The sequence below is a fragment of the Amycolatopsis thermophila genome (assembly GCF_030814215.1).
Classification (GTDB): Bacteria; Actinomycetota; Actinomycetes; order Mycobacteriales; family Pseudonocardiaceae; genus Amycolatopsis_E; species Amycolatopsis_E thermophila.
Window position 1 is genome coordinate 1 of the sequence record NZ_JAUSUT010000001.1, and the last position, 23,967, is coordinate 23,967.

Below are 23,967 nucleotides of genomic sequence, written 5' to 3' on the forward strand. Positions count from 1 at the left end.
GTGGTGGGCCAGGTTCGCCACCCACGCGGTGATCTCACCGTCGAGGAACACCGGCGACACCAGCACGATGTCGGGCAGGTGCGAGCCGCCGCCGGTGAACGGGTCGTTGCCGATGAAGGTGTCGCCGTCGTCGATCGTGCCCGCGGGGTAGCGGCGGGTGATCTCGTCGACGACGCCCATCAGCGAGCCCAGGTGCAGCGGTGACCCGCCCTCGTCCTGCGCGAGCATCCGGCCGCGCGCGTCGAACACCGACGCGGTGCAGTCGCGGCGTTCCTTGATGTTGGTGGAGTAGGCCGCGCGCACCAGCGTCTCGCCCATCTCCTCCACGATGGACGACAGCGCGGAGCCGATCACCTCGACGAGCACGGGGTCCTGCATGGTCTTCCCTTCCGTGGGCGTCATCGGCCCACCGTCACGACGAGGTTGCGCAGCTCGTCGACGACCGCGACGTCGCCGGGGAGCAGCAGCGTGGTGGTGTCCATCTGCTCGACCACCGCCGGTCCCTCGATGCGGTGGCCGGGCCGCAGCAGCTTGCGGTCGTACACCGGGGTTGTGGTGAACCCGCCGCTTTCCGGCAGGTAGACCTCGCGGGTGGCGCGGATCGCGCCGCCGGCGTCGGCGTCGCCGCGTTCCGCGCGGTGCAGCTCGGCGCGGGCGACCTCACCGACGGCCCGCAGGCGGAAGGTGACCACCTGCACCTCGTCCTCGGTGGCGGAATACCCGTACATCCGCTCGTGCTCGGCGGCGAACCGCTTGGTCAGCTGGCTGACGGTGTCGGCGGTGATCACGCCCTCGGGCACGGGGACCGGCAGCTCGTGGTTCTGGCCGGCGTAACGCATCTCGGCGAACCGTTCGGTGCGGCGGTGCTCGGCGGGCACGTTCTCCTCGGCCAGCCACGCCGTCGCCGACGCCTCGAGCTCGGCGAACACCGCGGCCACCGCGGTCTCGTCGGGCGCCGTGATGCGGGTGCGCAGGAAGTCGGCGCGGATGTCGGTCATCAGCAGGCCGGCGGCGCACTGCGCGCCGGGCGTCTCCGGGACGAGCACCGTGCGCATGCCCAGCTCGCGGGCCAGGCGCACGGCGTGCAGCGGTCCGGCGCCGCCGAAGGGCACCAGGACGTAGTCGCGCGGGTCGTAGCCGCGCTGCACGGAGATGACCCGGATGGCGCGGGCCATGTTGGCGGTGATGACCCGGATGATCCCCTGCGCGGCGTCCAGGACGTCCATCCCCAGTGGATCGGCCACTGCGGACACCGCGGTGCGCGCGGCGGCGGCGTCGATCTTCATCCGGCCGTCCAGCAGGTACTCCGGGTTGAGCACCCGCAGCACGACGTTGGCGTCGGTGACGGTGGGTTCGGTGCCGCGGCCGTAGCAGGCCGGGCCGGGATCGGCGCCCGCGCTGCCGGGACCCACCTTGAGGGCGCCGCCCGCGTCGATCCACGCGATCGAACCACCGCCGGCGCCCACGGTGTGGATGTCCAGCATCGGCGCGCGCACCGGCCTGCCGTCGATCTCGGTGCCGTTGGCCGCCTTCGGGACGCCGTCCTGCACGAGCGAGACGTCCGAGGACGTGCCGCCGACGTCGAAGGTGATGATGTCCGGGAACCCGGCGGCGCGGGCGATCTCGGCCGCGCCCACGACACCGGTGCTCGGGCCGGACAGGACCATGCGCGAGGGCATCCGCTCGGCGGTTTCGAACGGGATGATGCCGCCGTTGGACTGGGTGACGTGCGGCGTCGCGCGCAGGCCCAGCTCGCTCAGGCGGCTCCGCAACCGCGCCAGGTAGCGGGCCACCACCGGGCCGAGGTAGGCGTTGACGACCACTGTGGACAGTCGCTCGTACTCGCGGAACTCGGGCAGCACGGCCGAGGACACCGAGATGTGCACGCCCGGCAGTTCCTCGGCGAGGATCCGCTCGGCCGCCCGCTCGTGCCCGGGATCGACGAAGCTGTAGAGGAAGCACACGGCGACGGCTTCCACGTTCTGCTCGCGCAGCCGCCGGGCCAGCGAACGGACCTGGTCCTCGTCGAGTGGGCGCTCGACCCGGCCGTCGTGGCGGACCCGCTCGTCCACCTCCAGCCGCAGGTCGCGGGAGACCAGCGGGGCGGGCTTGTCGGCCTGCAGGTCGTAGAGCGACGGGCGGCGGCCCCGGCCCAGTTCCAGCAGGTCGCGGAAGCCGGCGGTGGTGAGCAGGCCGGTGCGCGCGCCGCGCTCGGTGAGCAGTGCGTTGGTGCCGACCGTGGTGCCGTGGGCGAAGTAACCCACCTCGCCGAGGTCGCGTCCGCCGATCTCGTCGAGCAGCTGGGACACCCCCGCCACGATCGCCCGGCCGGGGTCGTCCGGCGTGCTGGACACCTTGCGCACGTACAGGCGCCCGGTCTGCTCGTCGAGGGCGCAGACGTCGGTGAACGTGCCACCGGTGTCGACGCCGATCCGAAGTGTCATGTGTGGCAGCCTCGCTGGAGTGAGAACCTTCTCAGTACCTGTTGGATGAGAACCTTCTCAGCCGGTGGTAGGTTCAGTCAAGACATTCGCCGTGAACGGTTCGGTTGCTGGGGAGGCGCGCAGGTGACGACGCACGATGCCTCGCTGATCGACGTCGCACGGGCCGCCGGGGTGTCGACGGCGACCGCGGGGCGCGCGCTCGGCGGGTACGGGCAGGTCAGCGAACGGACGCGGGAGCGCGTGCTGGCCGCGGCGGCCGAGCTGGGGTACCGGCCGAACAGCCTGGCGCGCAGCATGGTGACCGGCAGCACGCACACGATCGGCGTGGTGGTCACCGACGTGGCGAACCCGTTCTTCGCGACCGCGTTGCGCGGCATCACCGACGTGACCTCGCCGGCCGGGTTCGAGGTGCTGCTGGCCAACACGGGCGGGCAGCTGGCGAGCGAGCAGCGGGCGGTCACCGTGATGTCGGAGAAGCGGGTGGACGGCATGATCGTCGCGGCCGCGCGGCCGGGCGAGGGGGCGCACCTGCGGCACGCGATGGACGCCGGGGTGCCGGTCGTGCTGATCGACCGGCAGGTCAGCGGTGTGCCGGACGCGGACAGCATCACGGTGGACAACGACCACGCGGCGGCCGAGGCGGTCGCGCACCTGGTCGAACTGGGGCACCGGCGGATCGGGGTCATCACCGAGGCCGGCGACCAGCTGGCGCGGGTGCGGTCGGGCACCCGGCGGCGCGGGCTGTTCCCCAGTGCCGTGCGGCTGCGCGGGTACGTGAGCGCGCTGCGGTCGGCGGGGCTGGACGTGGACGAGACGCTGGTGGCGTCCGCGCGGTACGACCGCGAGTCCGCCTACGACGCGATGACGCGCCTGCTCGGGCTCGCCCACCCGCCGACGGCCGTGCTGTGCACCGACAACGTGCTGGCCTCCGGCGCCTACCGCGCGGTGCAGGACCGCGGGCTGCGCATGCCGGCGGAGGTGTCGCTGATCGGCTTCGACGACGAGCCGTGGACCACGCTGGTGCGGCCCGGGCTGACGATCGTCGAGCAGCCCACCTACGAGCTCGGCGCCCGCGCGGGACGGCAGCTGCTCGACCGCATCGCCGCGACGGAGGGGCCCCGGCGGCCGCAGCACATCCAGCTGCGCGCGAAGCTGGTCGCCCGCGGCTCGACGGTGCCCTAGGCCGGGCTGGTCAGGCCTCCTCCCCCGGCCCGGAGGGCGTGCGGTCCTCCGGCAGGGACTCGTCCTCCTCGCCGAGGCCCTCGTCCTGCTCGGTGGCCGGCTTGGCCTCGTCGAGGTCCTCGGGTCGCGGATCGGTCATCGGAACGCACCTCCGTCCTTCGCGGCGCGCTTCACCAGGTCGGCGAACACGCCGGGCTCGTCGCGGTCGACCACCGGGAAACCGGCGCCCTGCTCCCCCACCCAGTGCAGCTCGATCCCGGGGTTGTGCACGTCGTGGCCGTCCGGCAGGAACAGGTGCGGACTGCCCTGCACCAACTCCCGGTTCGCGCGGTAGTCGCGCATCATCTCGCCGCGGGCGCGGCCGTCGTCGAGCGACGCGGCGAGCGCGCCGGCGTCGACGTGGGCGCATCCACGAGCGATGTCGAGGATCTCGTGGTGCAGCGAGACGCACCGGCTGTCCCGGAACAGCGCCCTGCGCAACGCGAGGTCGAGCTCCTCCGCGGCCCGCATGGACTGCCGCTTCGCCGCGTGCACCGCCTCGTTGGCCGGCAGGGTGGTGACCGGCCAGTCCGACGGGTCGCCCTGCCACGTGGTCCAGCCGAAGTCCGGTTCCAGCGCTCCCGCCACCGGGATCTCCGAGTCCAGGAACCGCTTCGGGATCGGGACGCGGTTCACGTCCTCCAGCAGGAACAACCGGTGGTCCAGCCGCACGTCGAGGCCGAGTTCGTCACGCGCCCGCAGCAACCGCACGATCGCGACGGTCGACCAGGCGCACGCGACGTCGGTGTAGACGACGATGGTGCCCTCACGCGCCGGAACGCTCATACCGGCGACATACCCATCCGCGGCCGGCGTACCCGTCCCGCCTCGCCGGCGGGCTGGAGGAGTGGTCGTGCGCGGTCAGGGAGCAGGTGGCGGGGTTGTGCCGGGGCGGTCGGCGATGCTCGTCTAGCCCCGGTCGCGGCCGTGGCCGTGCCCCCGGCCCGGGTGGTCGTCCTTGCCGTCCTGGCCGCCCTTGTCGTCGCCGCCCGGCTTCTGGTCGGCGACGGTCGGGGAGGGGGTGGGGGACGGCGGCGGGGGCGGCGGAGTGCTCGTGGTGCTGGACAGGACGGTGTCGCTGTCGATGAGCGGCGCCGGGGCGGCGTGGATGAGCCCGAGCCGGTGCGGTTCGGTCACGACCCGGCCGTCGGCGAGGGTGTAGGCGATGGTCACGGTCACCGTGTTGTCCGCGACCACTTCGGGCGCCGCGGTCACCGTGAGTGCGGTGATGCCGGACCAGTACGCGCGGTAGGCGTCCTGGCCCTGCGCCTGCATCCGGGGGCCGAGGTGGGTCCAGGCGTTGTCCGGCCGGTCCGGCAGCAGGGCGTAGTACTCGCTCACCGTCCGGGTCAGTGACGCCGCGTCCAGCGCCGCGGCGGGCGCGGGCGGCTGAGCCGGCGCCGGTTCGTCGGGCGTGAGCTGCGTGAACAGCACCACGACCGCGATCAGCGCGACCGCCACGGCCGCCACCGGCAGCAGGAACCGCCGCCACGTCCGGGGCGCCTCCGCCACCGGTCGGTTGTCCAGGCGTGTCCCGGCCGGCGCGCCGGCCCCGACCGGGGTGACCGGCACCGTCGGGGAGGACGGCGTGACGACCGGCTGCGTGCGCGCACGCGCGGGGTTGAGCGCGCGCGGCGGCACCGGCTGCCCGTCGGCCACCGCCTGGAGAGCGGTGGTGACCTGCACGGTGCCGGGCCGCTGTGCGGGATCGGACCGCAGCATCGCCATCAGGACCGGGGCGAGCGGACCGGCCAGCTCCGGCGGTGCCACCTCACCCGCCGCCACCCGGTGCAGCAGCGCGATCGAGTTGTCGTCCTCGCCGAACGGCGGCACGCCCTCGACCGCCGCGTAGAGGGTCGCGCCGAGGGAGAACACGTCGGAGTCGGGCGCCGGTTCCCCTCCCCTGGCGATCTCGGGCGCCAGGTAGGCGGGCGTCCCGGCGACCACGCCGGCCTGGGTGAGGGCGACGTCGCCGGTCGCGCGGGAGATGCCGAAGTCGGCGATCTTGACAGTGCCGTCCTCGCCGACGAGCAGGTTCCCGGGTTTGACGTCGCGGTGCACGATGCCCGCGGCGTGCGCGGCGGCCAGTGCCGACGCGGCCTGCGCCCCGATCCGGGCGACGGCCGCGGGCTCGAGCGGCCCCTGCTCGGCGACGACCGCAGCGAGGCTGCGCGAGGGCAAGTACTCCATCACCAGCACGGGCAGGCCGTTGTGCTCGGCGACGTCGTGCACCGTCACCGCGTGCGGGTGCCGGAGCCGGGCCGCGATCCGCCCCTCGCGCATGATGCGTTCCCGCGCCTCGTCGCTGTGCGCGGGCCCGGGCCACAGCTGCTTGACCGCGACCGGCCGTTCGAGCCGTTCGTCGAGCGCGAGCCAGACGACACCCATCGCCCCGGCGCCCAGCCGGCTGCGCAGCCGGTACCTCCCGGCGAGGAGCCCGCCGGCGCCGTCCACGGTCAGCCCGTCCGTAGTCGTCACCCGGACAGGTTACGGATCCGACGGCTCCGGTACGAGAGCGGGCAGGCGCCACACCATCAGCGCCGACCACACCAGGTGCGTCAGCAGCGGCGCCCGGACGCCCCCGCTGGCTTCGCGTTGCCACGCGAACAACGCGCCCATCACCGCCGATGCCGCCACCAGCGCGGGGTTGCGGGTGGCGCCGGTGACGAGGACGTAGAGCGCGGTCGACCGGACGGGACCGACGGCCTCGTGGACGGCGCCGCGGAAGAAGACCTCCTCGGCCGCGCCGTTCGCCAGTGTGGTCAGCAGCACCGCGCCGCGGTTACCCGCCGTGGCATACCGAACGACTTTGCGTAAGGCCCGGCGCAGCGGCGGGACGCGGCGCGCGACCTCCACGCCCGTCCGGAACAGCGCGAACGCCCCGGCACCTGACGCCAGCGGGGCCAGGACCGGGCCGTGCGCGGACGGTCTGCACCGGGCGAGACCACCGGCGAACCAGATGGCCGCGGTGGCCCCGGTCGCCGCGAAGAACGACGGCGATCCCGGCTCGCGCGACAGCGACCAGCCCAGCATCCCGGCGCCGGACGCGGCCGTCAGCCCCAGCGCCGGTGTCACCGCGGAACCCGTTCGGCCGCCCGCTCGCGCAGCGCGGCGACCACCGCGGCGTCGAACCCCATCGGCTCGAACGGCACGACTTCGCGCAGGCTGTGGTCGCGCACCACGACCTCGTTGATCATCGAGCCGACGAGCGAGCGGCCGGTGGCGGCGTCGACGTCGGTCACCAGCGACAGCCACAGCGCCGACAACCGCGGTGACAGCAGCGGGACCGGCACGATCAGCCGGTGCCTGCCCTCGATGCCGGCGACGCGGCGCAGCATGTCGCCGTAGGCGAGGACGTCCCCACCACCGGCTTCGAACACCCGTCCCGGCGGCACGTCCAGCAGGGCGACCAGGTAGCGGACGACGTCGGCCAGCGCGATCGGCTGCGTCCGCGTGTGCACCCAGCGCGGGGTGACCATCGCCGGCAGGTGCTCCACGAGCTGCCGGGTGATCTCCCACGAGATCCCGCCGTGGCCGATGACGATCCCGGCGCGCAGCGCGGTGACCGGCACGCCCGCCTCCCCGAGCAGGCCTTCGACCTGGCGTCGGCTGCGCAGGTGGGGCGAGAGGTCGTCGGCGTCGTCGCCCAGCCCGCCGAGGTAGACGATCCGGGTCAGCCCGGCGCGGGCGGCGGCCCGGCCGAACGAGCGCGCGGCGTCGGCGTCGCGGCGCTCGAAGTCCGGCTCGCCCAGGGAGTGCACGAGGTAGTACGCCGCGTCGGCGCCGGCGAGGGCCTGGTCGAGGGACCCGGCGTCGTGCACGTCGCCGTGGACGGGTTCGCCCGCCCCGGCGTAGTCGTCCGGATGGCGCGTCATCGCGGCGACGTCGTGCCCGGCGCCGGTGAGCGCCGGGCACAGGCGCCGCCCGACGAACCCCGATGCCCCCGCTACCAGCACCCGCATGACGGCTCCTCTGAATCGATGCACGATCGAGGCATGGGATGACGGTAGTCGACGCGGGGCCGGTGTGCATCGTGGAGCTATCTTAGCGGTGATATTCTTACCGCAGAGATTTTCGAGGGGGTGGGATGGCCAAGCGCGACAAGCCGCAGCCGGACGCGGTCGACCTGATGCTCGCCGAGTGGCGCCGCGAGACGCCGGAGATCGACGCCTCGCCGCTGGCGATCTTCGGCCGTCTGCACCGGGCGTTCGACGGGTACACGGTGCAGCTGAACCGGGTCTTCGGCCGGTACGGCATCAACATCTCCGCGTTCGGGATCCTGGCCGCGTTGCGGCGGGTGGGCGCGCCGTACCGGCGGACGGCGGGTGAGCTGGCGGACGCGAACCTGCTGACCACGGGCGGGATCACGCAGCGGGTCGACAAGCTGGCGGCCGCGGGGCTGGTCTACCGCGACCGCGACGCCGACGACCGCCGTATCGTCTACATCGGACTGACCGAGGACGGCCTGGCGCTGACGGACAAGGTCGCCGAGGTGCATTTCGCGAACGAGAACCGGATGCTCGCGGGTCTGACGAAGACCGAGCGCACGCAGCTGGCGCAGCTGCTGAGCAGGCTCGAGCACTCGATCCGGCTGGCCGAGCTCGCCGATCGCGCCGAGTCGTAGGGAACCGATCGGCGGTCCGACGAGGCGGCGGTCCTGTTCGGCACGATCGACCACGCGATGCTGGCGGCGGGCGAGATCGACACCGGTTTCGCGCCGTTCGCGCTCTCGGCGGCCGACGACGGCGGGCGGGTCGCGACGCGGTTCGTCGACGGCGAGGAGGACTTCACGGGGGTCGCCTTCGCGCAGCGGTACGCGCGCCAGGACGACCATCTCGAACCGGCCGGGAACCCGCTGCTGCTCCAGCACCGTCCGGAGCCGCCGATCCCGCCGGCGGCACCCCGGCCGGCCGCCGGCTGACCCGGGCAGTGGGGGACGACGCGCCACCGGCGCCACAGGTCAGCCGGCCCAGGGCAACGGCCCCTCGTCCAACCCCCAGTACACGCTCTTCTGCCGCATGTACCCGAGGATCCCGTCCCGGCCCTTGTCCACCCCGAGCCCGCTCTCCTTCATCCCGGAAAACGGCGTCGAGATGCTGAACTGCTTGTAGGTGTTGATCCACACCGTCCCGGCCTCGACCCGCCGCGCGATCCGCCACGCCCGCCGGTAGTCGGCCGTCCAGATCCCGCAGGCGAGCCCGTAGACGCTGTCGTTGGCCTGCCGGACCAGGTCGTCCTCATCCACGTAGGGCAACAGCACCCCCACTGGCCCGAAGATCTCCTCCTGGCAGGTCTTCGACGTGTTCGGCAAGCCCTCCAGCAGCGTCGGCGGGTAGTAGGCGCCGGCCGACGAGGGCACCGCTCCCCCGCACAACACCCGCGCCCCCTCCTCCCGGGCCCGGTCCACCAGCGCCGCCACCCGGTCCCGGTGCGCGAACGTCACCAGCGGCGCCACCTGCGTGTCCCCCGCCACGCCCGGCCCCAGCCGCAGCCGCGAAGCCCCCGCCACCAGCAGGTCCCGGAACTCGTCGTACCGGGCGGCCGGCAGGAAGATCCGCGAGCCCGCGATGCAGCTCTGCCCGGTCGAGGAAAAGATCCCGTACAGGATCCCGGCCACCGCCTGCTCCGCCGAGGCGTCCGGGCACACGATCGTCGGTGACTTCCCACCCAGTTCCATCGTCACCGGCATGATCTTCTCCGCCGCGATGCGCCCGATGGCCCGCCCGGTCGACGTTCCCCCGGTGAACGCGACCTTGCCGACCAGCGGGTGCCGTACCAGCGCATCCCCCACCACCGAACCCGACCCGGGTAGCACGGACAACAGCGGGGCAGGCACCCCCGCCTCCAGCACCAGCCGCGCCAGCGCGAGTGACACCAATGGCGTCGCTTCGGCGGGCTTGAGCAGTACCCCGTTCCCGGCCGCCAGCGCGGGCGCGATCTTCTGGGCGTCACTGGCGATCGGCGAGTTCCACGGCGTGATCGCGCCGACGACCCCGATCGGCTCGTACACCGACATCGTCAGGTACGGCCCGCGCTGCGGGGTCAGCGCGGTCTCCATGGTCTCCAGCGCCGCCGCGTAGAACCGGAACGTCGCCGCGGCACTGGCCACCAGCGCCCGCGTCTCCCGCAGGGCCTTGCCGGTGTTGCGCGTCTGCAGCAACGCCAGCTCGTCCGCGTCCCGCTCGATCAGGTCCCCGACCCGCATGAGCACCCGTGCCCGTTCGTGCGGCAGCAGCGCCGCCCACTCGGGCACCGCGGCCGCCTGCGCCGCATCGTCGACGTCACGCGCCGACGCCGCGTGCACGACCGCGAGCGGTTCCCCGGTCGCCGGGTCAACGCACTCCAGCGGGGCGCCACCGCCCCGCCGCCACCGCCCGGCCACCAGGATTTCGTCCGCGGGCACTGTCATCGAGCCACCTCCACGTGTCCAGGACCGGCAGAATAGCTTAGCCCTAAGCTAATTAGAAGACGTGAACGGCACGAATCCGGGGCGCCAGAAAACTTAGCGCTAAGGGTTGTCGTCACCCGGGAGGCGGTGCTACAAACACTTCCCAAGTTCCCTTAGAGCTAAGACATCAAGGAGATCCCGTGACGACCACGCAAGCCGGCCTCGAGGAACTGATCGACTCCTGCATCGCGACCCGCGAGTCGCGCTACGAGGACTGGGACACCCTCGGCTTCCAGGCCAAGGCGGGCGAGCAGTTCCGCCGGGCGCAGGTCCGCTACATCGGCTCCGGCGCCACCGGCAACCACGACACCGACAACCGCATCCTGCCCTCGGAGCACTTCACCTTCTCCAACATGCGCCTGCCGGCCGGCGCGATCGGCCCGGAGCACACGCACCACGACGTGGAAGAGGTCTTCTTCGTCCTGGAGGGCACCCTCGAGGTGACCGTCCACGACGTCGAGGACGGCACCAAGACCGCCAGCCGCGTGCTGGGCTACCGCGACCTGATCCGCGTGCCCGCCGGGGTGCCGCGCAGCCTGCGCAACATCGGCGAGGGTGACGCCCTGTTCGCCGTGATCATCGGCGCGCAGAAGCCGCAGTTGCCGACCTACCCGCCGACCTCGCCGATGCACGGCGTGACCCGCGGCTGAGCCATGACCCGGACGGTACGAGTTCACCAGAGCACCTGGCTGGCCGACGGGGTCGTGGGCGTCGAGCTGCGCGACCCCGCCGGGGCGGCCCTGCCGGCCTGGGAGCCGGGCGCGCACCTGTCGCTGCACCTGCCCAACGGGCTGGTCCGGGAGTACTCGCTGTGCGGCGACCCGGCGGACGGGCACAGCTGGACCGTGGCCGTCCTGCGGGAACCGTCGTCGCGCGGTGGCAGCGCCTGGGTGCACGAACGCCTCACCCCCGGCACGGTGATCGAGGTCGACGGGCCGCGCAACAACTTCGCGCTGGAGGACGCGCCGCGGCACCTGCTCATCGCCGGTGGCATCGGAATCACACCGTTGCTGGCGATGGCGAACGCCCTGCAGCAGCGCGACTCCGCCTGGTCGATGCTCTACTGTGGACGTTCTCGGTCGGGCATGGCCTTCCTCGGCGACCTGCCCCCGGACCGGGTGCGCGTGCACGCCGACGACGAGCGCGGCGGCCCGCCGGACCTCGCGTCCGAGCTGGCCGGCCTCGAGCCGGGCACGCTCGTCTACTGCTGCGGCCCGGAACCGCTGATCGCCGCGGTCGAGGCCGCACTCCCGGACACCGCGATGCTGCGCGTGGAGCGGTTCCGCGCCCCCACCGCCGCGCCGGCCGCCGCCGACGAGGGCTTCGACGTGGTGTGCGGCGGTTCCGGGCGGCGGATCCCGGTGCCGGCCGGGGTGTCCATCCTGGACGCGCTCGCCGGCGCCGGGGTGGCCGTGCCGAACTCCTGCCGTGAAGGCGTGTGCGGCACCTGCGAGACCAAGGTGCTGTCCGGGGAACCGGAGCACCGCGACTTCCTGCTGAGCGATGACGAGAAGGCGGCCGGCGGCTCGATGCTCATCTGCGTGTCGCGCAGCCGGTCGGCCGAGCTCGTCCTGGACGTGGAGGACTGAGCCATGCCTTCCAGCTACGAGAACGCGTTCGGCGACGAACTCGAGGCGATCTACGGCCGCGGCGTGCACGACCTGCCCGGGGTCGTGGCCGCCCTCAACGCCTCCGGGGTGCGCCCCGCCGGCGGCGAGGACTGGACCGAGCCGTCGTTCACCGCCGAACTGGCCCGCCTGAGCGGAACGGAGAACCACTCGTGAACCCCTTGCACACCACGGAGGGCCTGCTGCGGTTCGGGCTGCGGGACCGCTGGTACCCGCTGTGCCCGTCGGAGCACGTGCGCACCGGCGAGCTGGTCCGGATCGACCGCGCGGGCGAGCAGCTGCTGCTGTGGCGCGACGCCGCGGGCACCGTGCACGTCCAGGAGGACCGCTGCCCGCACCGCGGCGCCCGGCTGTCGCAGGGCGTGCACATGGGCGACCGGATCGCCTGCAACTACCATGGCGTGCAGGTCGACGCGGAGGGCACCGTGGTGTCCGTACCGGGCAGCCCGGGCTGCGCGCTGGAGGGCCGCCGCGTGCTGCGGACGTTCCCGGCTCAGGAGCACGCGGGCGCCGTCTTCGCGTGGTTCGGTGTCGACGAGTCGGCCCCACCGGCCACGCTGGAGGTCCCGGCGCCGATCGCGGGCGGGGCGTGGTCGCGGTTCCTGTGCTACGTCGAGTGGAATGCGCCGTACCTGTACTCGCTGGACAACCTGCTCGACCCGATGCACGGCGCCTTCCTGCACCGCAACAGCCACACGATGTTCGCCGGCAAGCGCGAGGCGGTGTTCCAGATCCGTGTCACCGACACCGGATTCGTGTTCGAGAAGACCGACCAGCGCGGCGTCAACTTCGACTGGGTCGAGTTCACCCACGGGGGCGCCGACTGGGTCACCCTCGAGATCCCGTACCCGGACACGGCCGGGCCGGGCGGGCCGTTCACCATCGTCGCCGGGCTGTGCGCGATCTCGGAGAACCGGCACGCCGGGTTCTTCTGGCGCTGCCGCGAGGTTTCCGGCTGGGAGCGGGACAGCTGGCGCTTCCTCTACCGCAACCGGCTGGAGGCGCGGCACTACGCCGTGCTGGAGCAGGACCGCGAGATGGCCGAGGCGATGCCCGCCGACGCGTGGGACCGGGAGAACCTCTACCAGCACGACATCGCCCTGGTCCGGATGCGCCGCCTGCTGAAGGCGGAAGCCGCGAAACAGGCGGCCCGCCTCACCGAGCCCGCGACCGCAGCGCCGGTCCCGGTCGCCTGACAACTTCCCTTGGAGGACACCATGTCCGAACCCGTCGTCCGGTTGCGGGCGCTGCGGTCGGTCACCCTGCGCTCCACCGCGTGCGCCGACGCGGGCGAGTTCTACCGCGAGGTGTGGGGACTGCGGCAGGTCGAGCAGGACACCGGCGCGGTGTGGCTGCGCGGCACGAGCAGCGAGCACCACGTGCTGCAGCTGCAGCAGGCCGAGCGGAACGCGCTCGGCAAGGTCGCGTTCGCCGTGGCCACGCCGCGGGAGATCGACGAGGCCGCGAGCCGCCTGGTCGCGCAGGGCATCCCGCTGGTGACCGAGCCCGGCAAGCTCGACCAGGTCGGCGGCGGGTACGGTCTGCGGTTCGCCGACCCCGAGGGCCGGCTGGTCGAGTTGTCCGCGGACGTGTGGGCCGTGACCCCGGACGATCCCGACGGCCACCCCGCGGTGCCGCGGAAGCTGGCGCACGTGGTGCTCAACACCGTCGACATCGACGCGGCCTGCCAGTTCTACACCCGCGTGCTCGGCATGCGGATCTCCGACTGGTCCGAGCACCAGATGGCGTTCCTGCGCTGCAACGCCGACCACCACGTGATCGCGTTCAACCAGGCGCCGTTCACGTCGGTCAACCACGTCGCCTACGAGATGGCCTCGATCGACCACTTCATGCGCGGCATCGGACGACTGCGGCACCACGGCATCACGCCGCTGTGGGGTCCGGGGCGGCACGGGCCGGGCAGCAACACCTTCGGCTACTTCGCCGACCCGGCCGGGCTGGTGTGCGAGTACACCTCCGAGGTCGAGCAGGTCGTCGAGGACGCGTGGCTGTGCCGGGTCTGGCGGCGCACCCCGGAGCTGTCCGACCTGTGGGGCACCGCGGGACCGCCGTCGAAGGACGTGCGCGCCCACATGGCCGGCGTGCCCGACCCGGGCTACTCCGCGTGGTGGCGGGGATGAGGGCCGGGGTGATCGGCGCGGGCTCGATCGGCGGCGTGGTCGCCCGCGCGCTGCGCGACGGGGGCGTGCCGGGTGCCACGCTGTCCGGTGTCGTGGATCCGGCCGGCCCGGCGGACCTCCCCGTGGTGCGGCCGGACGAGCTGCTGTCCACTTCGGACCTGGTGGTCGAGGCGGCCGGGCAGCGGGCGCTCGCGGAGCTGGGGCCGCGGGTGCTGGCCGCGGGGCTCGACCTCCTGGTCGTGTCCGTCGGAGCGCTCGCCGACGACGCCCTGCTGGAGACGTTGCTGTCTGCCGGCCCAGGTGAGCTGCACCTGTCCACCGGCGCGATCGGCGGGCTCGACCTGCTGCGCGCGGCGGCCCGGATGGCGCCGCTGGCGCGGGTGACGATCGAGACGACCAAGCTGGCCGCGAACCTGGTGCAGCCGTGGATGACGGCGGCCGAGGCGGAGCGGCTGCGGACGACCGAGGTGCCGGTCGAGCTCCTGCGCGGCGCGGCGCGGGAGGTGACCGCCGCGTTCCCGAAGTCGGCGAACGTGGCGGCGTCGGTCGCGCTGGCCGCGGGAAGCTGGGACGTCGTGGAGGCCGCGGTGATCGCCGATCCCGCCGCCACCGTGACCTCCCACGTCATCACCGCCGAGGGACCGGCCGGGTCGTACCGGTTCGAGATCCGCAACCGGCCCTCGCCGGTGACGCCGACGAGCAGCGAAGTCGTGCCGCACGCCGTGCTCAGCGCGCTCGCCGCGCTGGCCGAGCCGAGGGTGGTGTTCCGGTGAGCCCCGTGCTGTTGCTCCACGGCATCGGGGGGTCGAGTGCCTCGTTCGAGTCGCAGGTGAACGTCCTGTCCGAGCGGCACCGGGTGGTCGCGTGGGACGCGCCCGGCTACGGCGAGTCGCCGGATCCCGAGCGGGCGGACATCGGCTGGTACGCCGGGCAAGCGGCGCGCGTCTTCGGCGAGCCCGCGCACGTGGTGGGCGTGTCGTGGGGCGGGGTCATCGCGACCCGGCTCGCGCTGGACCACCCCGTGCTGTCGCTGACGCTGGCCGATTCGACGCGCGGTTCCGGGACGAGTCCCGAGGCCGCGGCGCGGATGCGGGCTCGGGTGGACGAGCTGGCCGAGGTGGGCCCCGCAGAGTTCGCCCGACGGCGGGCGCCGCGTCTCAGCGCGGACCCGGCCACCCGCGCGAAGGTCGAGGCGACGATGGCGCGGGTACGCCTGAACGGGTACCGGGCGGCGGCGGAGTCGATGGCGACCACCGACCACGGTCCGGTGCTCGGCCAGATCTCGGTGCCCACGCTGGTCGTGGTCGGCTCCGCCGACCAGGTGACCGGAGTCGAGGAAGGCCGGTTGCTGGCACGGGAAATCCCCGGAGCCCGCCTGCGGGTGATCGGCGGCGGGCACGCGGCGAACCAGGAGTGCCCGGACGAGTTCAACGAAGTCCTGCTGGAGTTCCTGTCCGAAGTGGAGGCTTCCCGATGCGGCTGATCGTGGTGACCGGCGCCGGGCGCGGGCTCGGCTGGGCGATCGCCGACGCACTGGGGGCCGCCGGCGCGCAGGTGGTCGTGGCCGAGCGCGATCCGCGGCGGGCGGCCCGCGGGGTCGCCGAGCTCGCGGAGCGCGGGCGGACCGTGCACCGCGTCGACACCGACGTCGCCGAGCCCGATTCGGTGGCGCGGCTGGCCGAGCGGGTCGCCGAGATCGGGCCGCTGCACGGCCTGGTCAACAACGCGGCGATGGCCGACGGGGTGGGGGGCAAGCACTTCGCCGACCTGGAGGTCGACGCGTGGGACCGGCTCATGACGGTCAACGCCCGCGGCCCGTGGCTGGTCGCCCGCGCGCTGTACCCGCAGCTGGCGGCCACCGGCGGGCGGATCGTGAACATCGCCTCCGACGTCGCGCTGTTCGGACCACCGCGCCTGGTGCACTACGTGTCGTCGAAGGGCGCGGTGATCGCGATGACGCGTGCGATGGCCCGCGACGCCGGCCCGGACGGGGTGACGGTGAACGCCGTCGCGCCGGGGCTGACCGAGGTCGAGGCCACCCAGCGCGTGCCCCGCGAACGGCACCGGCTCTACGCGGACAACCGGGCGCTGTCCCGCCCCCAGCAGCCGGACGACGTGGTCGGCGCGGTGGAGTTCCTGCTCTCCGACGCGGCCGCCTACATCACCGGGCAAACGTTGGTCGTCGACGGCGGATTCGTCTGCCACTAGGAGCTTGTGATGGACCTCGGACTTTCCGGGCGGGCGGTCGTCGTGACCGGTGCCAGCTCCGGCGTCGGACTGGCCACCGCGGCGATGCTGCTCGCGGAGGGCGCGCACGTCGCCGCGTGTGCCCGCGACGTCGTGCGCCTGGACACGGCGCTGGCCGGCCTGCCCCGCGCAGCGAGCGCACGGTTGCACACCGCCGCGTGCGACGTCCTCGACGCCGACGACGTGCGCCGGTTCGTGACCGGCGCCGGCGAAGCGTTCGGCGGGCTGGACGGCGTGGTCAACAACGCCGGCCGCTCGCTGATGGCGCGGCTGGCCGAGACCAGCGACGAGCAGTGGCGCGACGAACTGCACCTCAAGGTGTTCTCGGTGCTGCACGTCGTGCGCGCCGCCCAGCCGTGGCTGCGGCCCGGTGCGGCGGTGGTCAACGTCAACGCGATCCTGTCCCGCCAGCCCGAACCGAAGCTCGCCGCGACCTCCGCGGCGCGGGCGGCGTTGCTGAACCTGTCCAAGACGCTGGCCGCGGAGCTGGCGCCGGAGGTCCGGGTCAACTCGGTGTGCCTCGGGCTGGTGGACACCGGGCAGTGGCGGCGCCGGTACGAGCAGAGCGGCACGTCCCTGGCGTGGGAGGAGTGGACCCGCGAGCTGGCCGACGACCGCGGCATCCCGCTCGGCCGGCTGGGCACCGCCGACGAGGTCGCCTTCCCGATCGTGGCGCTGCTGTCGCCGCGAGCTTCCTACATCACCGGCTCCGCCCTCGACGTCGGTGGCGGCGTCGCCCGGTACGTCTAGGGAAATTCAGATGAGTACGGCTTGCCCAGCGGCGCGAGCTGCCCAGGCGGAAGGAAAGAGTGTGAAACACGGTAACGGCGGGGACCTGCTCGCCCAGATCCTGGTCGACAACGGTGTGGACACCGCGTTCGGCATCGTCAGCGTCCACAACCTGCCGCTGGTGGAGGCGATCGCGGGGCGGCTGCGGTTCGTGCCGGTGCGGCACGAGGCCGCGGCGGTCAACGCGGCCGACGGCTACGCGCGGGCCCGGGGCGGGCTGGGCGTGGCGATCACCAGCACCGGCACCGGGGCGGGCAACGCGGCGGGTTCGCTCGTGGAAGCCCTGACGGCGGGCAGCCGCGTGCTGCACGTGACCGGGCAGATCGACTCGCCCTACCTCGGCCGAGGACGCGGGGTGATCCACGAGACCCGCGACCAGCTGGGCATGCTCACCGCGGTGTCCAAGCACGCCGCGTCGATCACCTCGGTGGCGGACGCGGAGGACGTGCTCCGGGACGCGATCCGGCGCGCGGTTTCGCTCCCGTGTGGACCGTCCAGTGTGGAGTGGCCGATCGATCTGCAGTACGCGCGGCACTCGTTCGGCACCCGGGGACCGGAGCGTGCCGCGCCCGTGCCGGCGCCGGACGACGCGGCGGTCGCCCGGGCGGCCGAGCTGATCGCCTCGGCGCGACGCCCGGTGATCTGGGCGGGCGGTGGCGCGGTGGACGCTCGCGACGAGGTGCGCGCGCTGGCCGAGCGGCTGCCCGCGCCCGTGTTCACCAGCAACTCCGGGCGGGGCACGCTGCCGGAGGACCACGACCTGGTGGTCGGCAACTTCGCCACGAGCCCGGCGGCGGCGGACCTGCTCGCCGACGCGGACCTGCTGATCTCGATCGGCACGCACTTCCGGTCGAACGAGACCCGGCACTACCACCTGGAGCTGCCGTCGGCGCACATCCAGATCGACGTCGACCCCGCGGCCCTGGGGCGCGTTCACCCCGTGACGGTGGGCATCGCCGGGGACGCGGCGACCGTGCTGCGGCAGCTGCCCGCGGCGACGGGCGAGGTGGCGTGGCGGTCGCGGGCGATCACCACGCGGCGGGCGGTCCGGTCGCACCTGCGGGAAGCGATCGGCCCGTACCGCGAGATCTGCGACGCGCTGCGCGCGGGTCTGCCGCGGGAGTCGGTGATCGCGCGGGACGTGACGATCCCGTCCAGCCAGTGGGGCAACCGGCTGCTGGACATCCACGATCCGCGCACCAACCTGTTCCCGGTCGGCGGCGGGATCGGTCAGGGACTGGCGACCGGCATCGGCGCCGCGATCGCGACCCCGGACGCGCCGACGCTGGTCATGGCCGGCGACGGCGGGCTGGCCGTGCACCTGGGCGAGCTGGGCACGCTCGCGCAGGAGAAGCCGTGGCTGGTGCTGGTGGTGTTCAACGACGGCGGGTACGGCGTGCTGCGGAACATGCAGGACCACCACGGCGGGTCGCGTGCCGGGGTCGACCTGTACACCCCGGACTTCTCGCGGCTCGCGCAGTCGCTGGACCTGCCCTACCAGCTGGTGAGCAGGCCGTCGCTGTTCGCGGAGGCGCTGGGCAAGGCCGTCGCCGAGCACGGCCCGTCGATGATCGAAGTGGACGTAACCGCGCTCGACCCCGCGCCGCGCCCGTTCGTGCCTCCCGTTCCGGTGCCCGCCGCGTGACACCCCTCCCGGCCGACGACGCCCAGGAGCACCCATGACCCACCCGACGACCGGCCACCACCACGGCCACGCTCCCGCGAACCGGCGACGGCGGATTCTGAAGACCGCCGCGCCGCTGCTCGTGCGCGTTCCCGCCGCACGCGCCCGTCGTGCGGTGATCCTCCTGCACGACGAGCGCGGGCTCACCGAGGCGGCCGAGGCCGGCTGCCGCGCGCTCGCCGGCTGCGGCTACCTCGCCGTGGCCCCGCTGCTCTACTACGACACCGGCGGCCGGATCTTCCCCGACGGCAACTTCGCCGCCCTCGAACCCGGCGACCTCGCCGCCGACGTCGCCGGCGCCCTCGGCCACCTCGACCGCCGCCTCGGGCTGTCGCCCCGCGCGACCGCCGTCGCCGGTCTCGGTCAGGGTGCGCACCTCGCCGCATGGGCCGCCGCGGAACACGGCCTGCCCGCGTTCGGCGTCGAACCGCGCGAGGGTCCCTGGCCCGCGCTCCCCGCGCTGCCGGTGCTCACCGGCGGCCTGGGCGCGTCCTGGCTGTCCCTGCGTGACGAAGCCGGCACGTGGGACGAAGCAGTGCGATTCCTCGATTCAGCCCGCACACTATTGCCCGACGAGGAGACCGAATGAGCATCGACGCGACCCCCGCAACGACGCAGGGTGACATAGCGGCCCGCCTGGAGCGGCTGCCGATGTCGCGCTGGCAGATCACCGTCCGGCTGCTGATCGGCGTCGTGACGTTCTTCGAGGCGTTCGACCAGCTGCTGATCGCCTACACGCTGCCGGTGCTGTCCCGCGAATGGAACCTCTCGGCGGCGACGAGCACGGCCGCGCTCACGATCGGCTCGGTCGGCATGCTGCTGGGCGCCCTGGTGTCCGGCTGGGCCGCCGACCGCGTCGGACGCGTCCGCGTCATCGCGCTCTGCGTCGGCATCAGCGCGTTGTGCAGCGTCGGCATGGCGGCGTTCGACTCGCTCACGCCGTTCCTCGTCCTGCGGTTCGTGCAGGGCCTGGCGATCGGCGGCGAGGTCCCGACCGCCGCGGCCTACATCAGCGAGATCACCCGCGCCCACAAGCGCGGCCGGTTCGTGCTGCTCTACGAGGTGGTGTTCCCGGCCGGGCTCGCGGTGAGCGCGCTGGTCGCCGCGTGGCTGATCCCGCTGTGGGGCTGGCGTTCGCTGTACCTGCTGGCCGCGGTCCCCGGCCTGATGGCGTTCGTGATCGTGCGCGCGGTGCCGGAGTCGCCGCGCTGGCTCGCCTCGCGCGGCAAGTTCGGCAAGGCCGCCGCGGCGATGGCCGTGATGGAAATGCGCATCCAGCGCTCGACGGGCGAACCGCTGCCCGCACCCGCTCCCGCCGCCCCGGTGACCCCGCCCGAGAAGGGCAACGCCCTGCGCGACCTGTTCGCCGGCCGCTACCGCCGCCGCACGCTGACGGTGTGGACGATCTGGTTCGTCGGCTACCTCGCCAACTACGGCATCACGTCCTGGCTGCCGACGATCTACCGCGGTGTGTTCCACCTGCCGCTGGGCCAGGCGCTCTGGTACAGCACCGCGACCTCGGGCGCCGGGCTCGTCGGCTGCGTGCTCGCCGCGCTGGTGATCGACCGCGTGGGCCGCCGCGTGGTGCTGGCCGCCGGGCTCGGTGCGACCACCGCGATGCTGGTGGCGCTGGGCGCGCTCGGCGCCGGGTCGCCGGTGCAGATGCTGGTGTGGTCGTCGCTGGCGGCGGTGTTCAACTTCGCCGTCAACATCAGCCTGTACCTGTACACGCCGGAGCTGTACCCGACGCGCAGCCGCGCGCTGGGCTGCAGCCTGGGTGGCGTGATGAACCGGCTGGGCCTGATCCTCGGGCCGATCCTGGTCGGCGCGGTCTACGCCGGCGGCACCGCGCTGGGTTCGGTGTTCCTGCTGATCAGCGGGATCACACTGGTGGGCACGATCGTCGCGGCGGTCTTCGCGGAGGAGACGCGCGGCCGCACGCTGGAGGAGATCGCGCCCTGACGAGGGTGGACGTGGCGCCTCCTCGGTGCCCATCATGGAACCCGGCACCGAGGAGGCGGGCGATGGCGCTCACCTGGGTCAAGGAGGAGTCCCCGCGGTGGGACGCGGCCAAGCGCGCCGCGTTCGGGGACCGCCCGGAGGTGTTCGGGCTCGAACCACGGGACGGCCAGCTGCTCGCCGACGAGTGGTGGGCCGCCCGCGACGGCGACGAGGTCGTCGGCTGGGGCCGGCTGGACAGCGCGTGGGGCGACGCGGAGATCCTCGTCGTGGTCCGGCCGGAACGGCGCGGGCGGGGCGTCGGGGCGTTCGTGCTGGAGCACCTGGAGCGGGAGGCCGCGCGGGAGGGCCTGAACTACGTCTACAACAGCGTGCGGACGACCGAGCCGGGTGACGCGGCGGGCTGGCTGCGGCGGCACGGCTTCACCGAGAACCCGCCCGGTCAGCTGCGAAAACGCGTGCGCGCCGGTGTTTCACGCTAGGTTCGGCCCATGGCCAAGGACTCGGCGGTGGAGCTGGAGGTCGGGGACCGCACGGTGCGGATCTCGCACCCGGACCGGGTCTACTTCCCGGCGCGGGGCGAGACGAAGCTCGACCTCGCGCGGTACTACCTGTCCGTCGGCGACGGGATCGTGCGCGCGCTGCGGGAACGGCCGTGCATGCTGCACCGCTTCCCGTCCGGCGTCAGTGGCGACAAGGTGCACCAGAAACGGGTCCCCGCGGGGGCGCCGCCGTGGCTGGAGACCGTGCGCGTGCACTTCCCGCGCTACCACCGCCACGCCGACGAGCTGTGCGTGACCGAGCTGGCGCACGTGATCTGGGCGGTGCAGATGAGCACGGTGGAGTTCCACCCGTGGAACTCGCGGCGCGCGGACACCGAGAAACCCGACGAGTGGCGCATCGACCTCGATCCCGGCCCGGCGGCGGACTTCGCGACGGTGCGGCGGGTGGCCCACGTCGCGCACGAGGTCCTCGACGAGCTCGGCGCGACCGGGTGGCCCAAGACCTCGGGCGGCAGCGGACTGCACATCTACGTGCGCGTCGAGCCGCGGTGGGGGTTCACCGAGGTGCGCCGGGCGGCGCTGGCGTTCGCGCGCGAGGTGGAGCGCCGGGCTCCCGACGACGCGACGACGACCTGGTGGCGCAAGGACCGCGACCCGGCGCTGGTGTTCGTCGACTACAACCAGAACGCGCGCGACCACACGATCGCCAGCGCCTACTCGGTCCGGGGCGTTCCCGGGGCGACCGTGTCCACGCCGGTCACGTGGGACGAGATCGACGACGTCGAACCGGGCGACTGCACGATCGCGACGGTCCCCGCCCGGTTCGCCCAGCTCGGCGACCTGCACGCCGGCATCGACGACACCGCGTACCCCCTGGAAACCCTGCTCGAGTGGGCCGACCGCGACGGCCTGGAGTAACCCCGGCTCCCGGGGCTCGCCGGCGGGGTTGCGTGTGGCGGGATAACGATCACTCGGACGGGGTACACCCATGCCTCCAGGAAGGAGCGGACATGAGCGACTCGGACAAGGCCGAGAACAAGGCCGAAGAGCTGAAGGGCAAGGCCAAGGAGACCCTGGGCAAGGCCACCGACAACGAGCAGTGGGAGAGCGAAGGCAAGGGCGACCAGGGCAAGGCCGACGTCAAGCAGGCCGGCGAGAAGGTCAAGGACGCGGCGAAGGACGTGTTCGACCGCTGATCCGCCTGTGGCACCTGCCACAACCCGGTGTACGCATTGCGACCTCAAGTTCAGCATGCGTACATGCCATCCACTCTCGACGAGAAGACGCGCACGCCGCGGTTCGAGCGGCCGGAACTCCCGGTCGCCGGGCCGCGGCGGCTGCGTGCCGACCTCACCGGCACCACCCTGACCAACGGCGTGATCGGCCTGGTGTTCTCCGCGACCGGGCCGATCGCGGTCATCCTCGCCGTGGGCGTGCGGGGCGGACTGTCCCCCGCGCAGCTGGCGTCGTGGATCTTCGGGGTCTTCTTCCTCAACGGGATCCTGACCGTGCTCGCGTCGTGGCTGTACCGGCGGCCGCTGGCGTTCTTCTGGACGATCCCCGGCACGGTCGTCGTCGGCGGGTCGCTGACCCACCTCGCGTGGGCCGAGGTGCTCGGCGCGTTCGTGGTCACCGCGCTGCTGATCCTGCTGATCGGCCTGACCGGCTGGGTCCGCGCGGTGATGGCCGCGCTGCCGATGCCGATCGTGATGGCGATGGTCGCGGGCGTGTTCCTCAAGTTCGGGCTGGACCTGGTGACCTCGATCGGGGTGGACCCGGCGGTCGCGGTTCCGATGGTCGTGGTGTTCGTGCTGCTGTTGGCGGTTCCCGCGGCCGGGAAGCGGATGCCGCCGATCCTCGGGGCACTCCTGGCCGGCGTGATCGCGGTGGCGGCCTCCGGCCGGTTCTCACCCAGCGGCACCGGCTGGCTGGCCGAACCGCTGCTGCAGGCGCCCCGGTTCTCCTGGCCGGCGCTGCTGGAACTGGTGGTGCCGCTCGCGGTCACGGTGCTCGTCGTGCAGAACGGGCAGGGCGTCGCCGTGCTCAAGCAGGCGGGACACGAGCCGCCCACCAACGTCGCCACGGTCCTATGCGGACTGTGGTCGCTGCCCGCCGCGGCGGTGGGTGCGGTGTCGACGTGCCTGACCGGGCCGACGAACGCGCTGCTGGTGGCGTCCGGTGAACGCCACCGCCAGTACACCGCGGGCATCGTGTGCGGTCTCGGCGCGATCGTCACCGGCCTGTTCGCACCGGCGTTCGTGCGCCTGATGCTCGCCACACCACCGGCGTTCGTCGCGGTGCTCGGCGGGCTGGCGATGCTGCGGGCCCTGCAAGGCGCCTTCGTGACGGCGTTCCGGACGAGCTTCACACTCGGCGCGCTGGTGGCGTTCCTGGTGACCGTGTCGGGCGTGCAGCCGCTCGGGATCAGCTCCGCGTTCTGGGGGCTGGTCGCCGGGCTCGCGGTCTCGTTCCTGCTGGAGCGCGCCGACTTCCGCTCATGACGCGCGCGGGCGGTGCGGCTCGGGGTGGCCGGACCCGGCCGGGAGGTCCCGGTCGACGTGGTCGGCGTGGTACAGGGCCTGGGCCAGCAGCCGGCGCACGTGGTCGTCGGCCGCGGAGTAGTAGACGAAGGTTCCCTCGCGGCGGCCCTTGACCAGGCCGGCCAGCCGCAGTTTCGCGAGGTGCTGCGACACCGCCGTCGGGGTCGCCCCGGCGAGTTCGGCCAGGCACGCCACCGACGATTCGCCCTGCAGCAGCGCCCACAGCACCCTGATCCGGGTCGGGTCGGCCAGCAGGCGGAACGACTCGGCGGCCAGGTGCACCTGCTCGTCGTTGGGCATGTCGAACTCCGGCAGCGAACTGTGCATCCACGTACCCTACTACCTGCGTACCTTCATGTATAC

Annotated in this window: 28 protein-coding genes; 19 read left to right on the plus strand and 9 right to left on the minus strand. The window is 73.2% G+C overall.

What is annotated here, in order from left to right; all coding sequences use genetic code 11:
• Both FB470_RS00005 and FB470_RS00010 read right to left on the minus strand, forming a co-directional pair.
• A partial coding sequence (locus FB470_RS00005) for a hydantoinase B/oxoprolinase family protein (RefSeq protein ID WP_306987659.1) occupies window positions 1–402 on the minus strand: 402 nt, incomplete at its 3' end.
• On the minus strand, window positions 399–2,444 hold the full coding sequence (locus FB470_RS00010) for a hydantoinase/oxoprolinase family protein (RefSeq protein ID WP_306987661.1): 2,046 nt from the start codon (window positions 2,442–2,444) through the stop codon (window positions 399–401). The genes FB470_RS00010 and FB470_RS00005, both read right to left, overlap by 4 nt.
• A 123-nt stretch (window positions 2,445–2,567) precedes the next feature.
• On the opposite strand from FB470_RS00010, the gene FB470_RS00015 reads away from it, so the two are divergent.
• Complete coding sequence (locus FB470_RS00015; protein WP_306987662.1) at window positions 2,568–3,626, plus strand: LacI family DNA-binding transcriptional regulator; 1,059 nt, start codon at window positions 2,568–2,570, stop codon at window positions 3,624–3,626.
• 10 nt (window positions 3,627–3,636) lie between these two features.
• On the opposite strand, the gene FB470_RS00020 is transcribed toward FB470_RS00015, so the two are convergent.
• The 5 genes from FB470_RS00020 to FB470_RS00040 all read right to left on the minus strand — a co-directional run bounded on the left by FB470_RS00020 (window position 3,637) and on the right by FB470_RS00040 (window position 7,627).
• Window positions 3,637–3,765 (minus strand): hypothetical protein, encoded by a 129-nt coding sequence (locus tag FB470_RS00020; RefSeq protein WP_306987664.1) that lies wholly within the window; start codon window positions 3,763–3,765, stop codon window positions 3,637–3,639.
• Window positions 3,762–4,451 carry a DsbA family oxidoreductase gene (locus tag FB470_RS00025; RefSeq protein ID WP_306987665.1) on the minus strand — a complete coding sequence of 230 codons (690 nt, stop codon included), beginning with the start codon at window positions 4,449–4,451 and terminating at the stop codon, window positions 3,762–3,764. Before FB470_RS00025 ends, FB470_RS00020 begins: the two co-directional genes overlap by 4 nt.
• A gap of 123 nt (window positions 4,452–4,574) precedes the next feature.
• Window positions 4,575–6,143 (minus strand): serine/threonine-protein kinase, encoded by a 1,569-nt coding sequence (locus FB470_RS00030; RefSeq protein WP_306987667.1) that lies wholly within the window; start codon window positions 6,141–6,143, stop codon window positions 4,575–4,577.
• A 9-nt stretch (window positions 6,144–6,152) separates the two neighbouring features.
• On the minus strand, window positions 6,153–6,740 hold the full coding sequence (locus FB470_RS00035; protein ID WP_306987668.1) for a CPBP family intramembrane glutamic endopeptidase: 588 nt from the start codon (window positions 6,738–6,740) through the stop codon (window positions 6,153–6,155).
• The gene (locus FB470_RS00040; protein WP_306987669.1) at window positions 6,737–7,627 is read right to left on the minus strand and encodes an NAD(P)H-binding protein; all 891 of its coding nucleotides are present in this window, start codon (window positions 7,625–7,627) and stop codon (window positions 6,737–6,739) included. The genes FB470_RS00035 and FB470_RS00040 overlap by 4 nt, the downstream gene beginning before the upstream one ends.
• A 125-nt stretch (window positions 7,628–7,752) precedes the next feature.
• On the opposite strand from FB470_RS00040, the gene FB470_RS00045 reads away from it, so the two are divergent.
• Together FB470_RS00045 and FB470_RS00050 are read left to right on the plus strand one after the other, a co-directional pair.
• Complete coding sequence (locus FB470_RS00045; RefSeq protein ID WP_306987670.1) at window positions 7,753–8,289, plus strand: MarR family winged helix-turn-helix transcriptional regulator; 537 nt, start codon at window positions 7,753–7,755, stop codon at window positions 8,287–8,289.
• A gap of 57 nt (window positions 8,290–8,346) precedes the next feature.
• Window positions 8,347–8,586 carry a hypothetical protein gene (locus tag FB470_RS00050; RefSeq protein ID WP_306987671.1) on the plus strand — a complete coding sequence of 80 codons (240 nt, stop codon included), beginning with the start codon at window positions 8,347–8,349 and terminating at the stop codon, window positions 8,584–8,586.
• A gap of 39 nt (window positions 8,587–8,625) precedes the next feature.
• Here FB470_RS00050 and FB470_RS00055 read toward each other — a convergent pair whose 3' ends face one another.
• A complete protein-coding gene (locus FB470_RS00055; protein ID WP_306987672.1) occupies window positions 8,626–10,074 on the minus strand; it encodes an aldehyde dehydrogenase family protein in 1,449 nt (482 codons plus the stop codon).
• 179 nt (window positions 10,075–10,253) lie between these two features.
• Here FB470_RS00055 and FB470_RS00060 point away from each other — a divergent pair, with 179 nt between their 5' ends.
• The 16 genes from FB470_RS00060 (at window position 10,254) to FB470_RS00135 (ending at window position 23,565) form a co-directional block, all read left to right on the plus strand.
• On the plus strand, window positions 10,254–10,763 hold the full coding sequence (locus FB470_RS00060) for a cupin domain-containing protein (RefSeq protein WP_306987673.1): 510 nt from the start codon (window positions 10,254–10,256) through the stop codon (window positions 10,761–10,763).
• Between the two features lie 3 nt (window positions 10,764–10,766).
• A complete protein-coding gene (locus FB470_RS00065; RefSeq protein WP_306987674.1) occupies window positions 10,767–11,702 on the plus strand; it encodes a PDR/VanB family oxidoreductase in 936 nt (311 codons plus the stop codon).
• Between the two features lie 3 nt (window positions 11,703–11,705).
• Window positions 11,706–11,897: a recombinase-like helix-turn-helix domain-containing protein gene (locus FB470_RS00070; RefSeq protein ID WP_306987675.1), complete on the plus strand. Its 192-nt coding sequence runs from the start codon at window positions 11,706–11,708 to the stop codon at window positions 11,895–11,897.
• Window positions 11,894–12,937: an aromatic ring-hydroxylating oxygenase subunit alpha gene (locus FB470_RS00075; protein ID WP_306987676.1), complete on the plus strand. Its 1,044-nt coding sequence runs from the start codon at window positions 11,894–11,896 to the stop codon at window positions 12,935–12,937. The genes FB470_RS00070 and FB470_RS00075 overlap by 4 nt, the downstream gene beginning before the upstream one ends.
• A gap of 21 nt (window positions 12,938–12,958) precedes the next feature.
• Complete coding sequence (locus tag FB470_RS00080) at window positions 12,959–13,882, plus strand: VOC family protein (RefSeq protein WP_306987678.1); 924 nt, start codon at window positions 12,959–12,961, stop codon at window positions 13,880–13,882.
• Complete coding sequence (locus FB470_RS00085) at window positions 13,879–14,655, plus strand: aspartate dehydrogenase domain-containing protein (protein WP_306987679.1); 777 nt, start codon at window positions 13,879–13,881, stop codon at window positions 14,653–14,655. Before FB470_RS00080 ends, FB470_RS00085 begins: the two co-directional genes overlap by 4 nt.
• Entirely contained in the window at window positions 14,652–15,365 is a 714-nt protein-coding gene (locus FB470_RS00090) for an alpha/beta fold hydrolase (RefSeq protein WP_306987680.1), read from the plus strand. Before FB470_RS00085 ends, FB470_RS00090 begins: the two co-directional genes overlap by 4 nt.
• Window positions 15,356–16,090 (plus strand): SDR family oxidoreductase, encoded by a 735-nt coding sequence (locus FB470_RS00095; RefSeq protein WP_306987681.1) that lies wholly within the window; start codon window positions 15,356–15,358, stop codon window positions 16,088–16,090. Before FB470_RS00090 ends, FB470_RS00095 begins: the two co-directional genes overlap by 10 nt.
• Before the next feature lie 9 nt (window positions 16,091–16,099).
• On the plus strand, window positions 16,100–16,879 hold the full coding sequence (locus tag FB470_RS00100; protein ID WP_306987682.1) for an SDR family oxidoreductase: 780 nt from the start codon (window positions 16,100–16,102) through the stop codon (window positions 16,877–16,879).
• A 61-nt stretch (window positions 16,880–16,940) separates the two neighbouring features.
• Complete coding sequence (locus FB470_RS00105) at window positions 16,941–18,563, plus strand: thiamine pyrophosphate-binding protein (RefSeq protein ID WP_306987684.1); 1,623 nt, start codon at window positions 16,941–16,943, stop codon at window positions 18,561–18,563.
• Between the two features lie 34 nt (window positions 18,564–18,597).
• Window positions 18,598–19,191, plus strand: coding sequence for a dienelactone hydrolase family protein (locus FB470_RS00110; RefSeq protein ID WP_306987686.1), 594 nt, complete (start codon window positions 18,598–18,600; stop codon window positions 19,189–19,191).
• Complete coding sequence (locus FB470_RS00115) at window positions 19,188–20,564, plus strand: MFS transporter (protein WP_306987688.1); 1,377 nt, start codon at window positions 19,188–19,190, stop codon at window positions 20,562–20,564. The genes FB470_RS00110 and FB470_RS00115 overlap by 4 nt, the downstream gene beginning before the upstream one ends.
• 62 nt (window positions 20,565–20,626) lie before the next feature.
• Window positions 20,627–21,043, plus strand: a complete 417-nt coding sequence (locus FB470_RS00120; protein ID WP_306987690.1) for a GNAT family N-acetyltransferase — start codon at window positions 20,627–20,629, stop codon at window positions 21,041–21,043.
• 9 nt (window positions 21,044–21,052) lie between these two features.
• Window positions 21,053–21,982 carry a non-homologous end-joining DNA ligase gene (gene ligD / locus FB470_RS00125; protein ID WP_306987692.1) on the plus strand — a complete coding sequence of 310 codons (930 nt, stop codon included), beginning with the start codon at window positions 21,053–21,055 and terminating at the stop codon, window positions 21,980–21,982.
• Window positions 21,983–22,074: 92 nt separating this feature from the next.
• Window positions 22,075–22,260, plus strand: coding sequence for a CsbD family protein (locus FB470_RS00130; protein ID WP_306987693.1), 186 nt, complete (start codon window positions 22,075–22,077; stop codon window positions 22,258–22,260).
• A gap of 63 nt (window positions 22,261–22,323) precedes the next feature.
• Window positions 22,324–23,565: a benzoate/H(+) symporter BenE family transporter gene (locus FB470_RS00135; RefSeq protein ID WP_306987694.1), complete on the plus strand. Its 1,242-nt coding sequence runs from the start codon at window positions 22,324–22,326 to the stop codon at window positions 23,563–23,565.
• Here the strand turns inward: FB470_RS00135 and FB470_RS00140 are convergent.
• The gene (locus FB470_RS00140; RefSeq protein WP_306987695.1) at window positions 23,560–23,931 is read right to left on the minus strand and encodes an ArsR/SmtB family transcription factor; all 372 of its coding nucleotides are present in this window, start codon (window positions 23,929–23,931) and stop codon (window positions 23,560–23,562) included. The genes FB470_RS00135 and FB470_RS00140 overlap by 6 nt on opposite strands.
• Window positions 23,932–23,967: the final 36 nt, after the last annotated feature.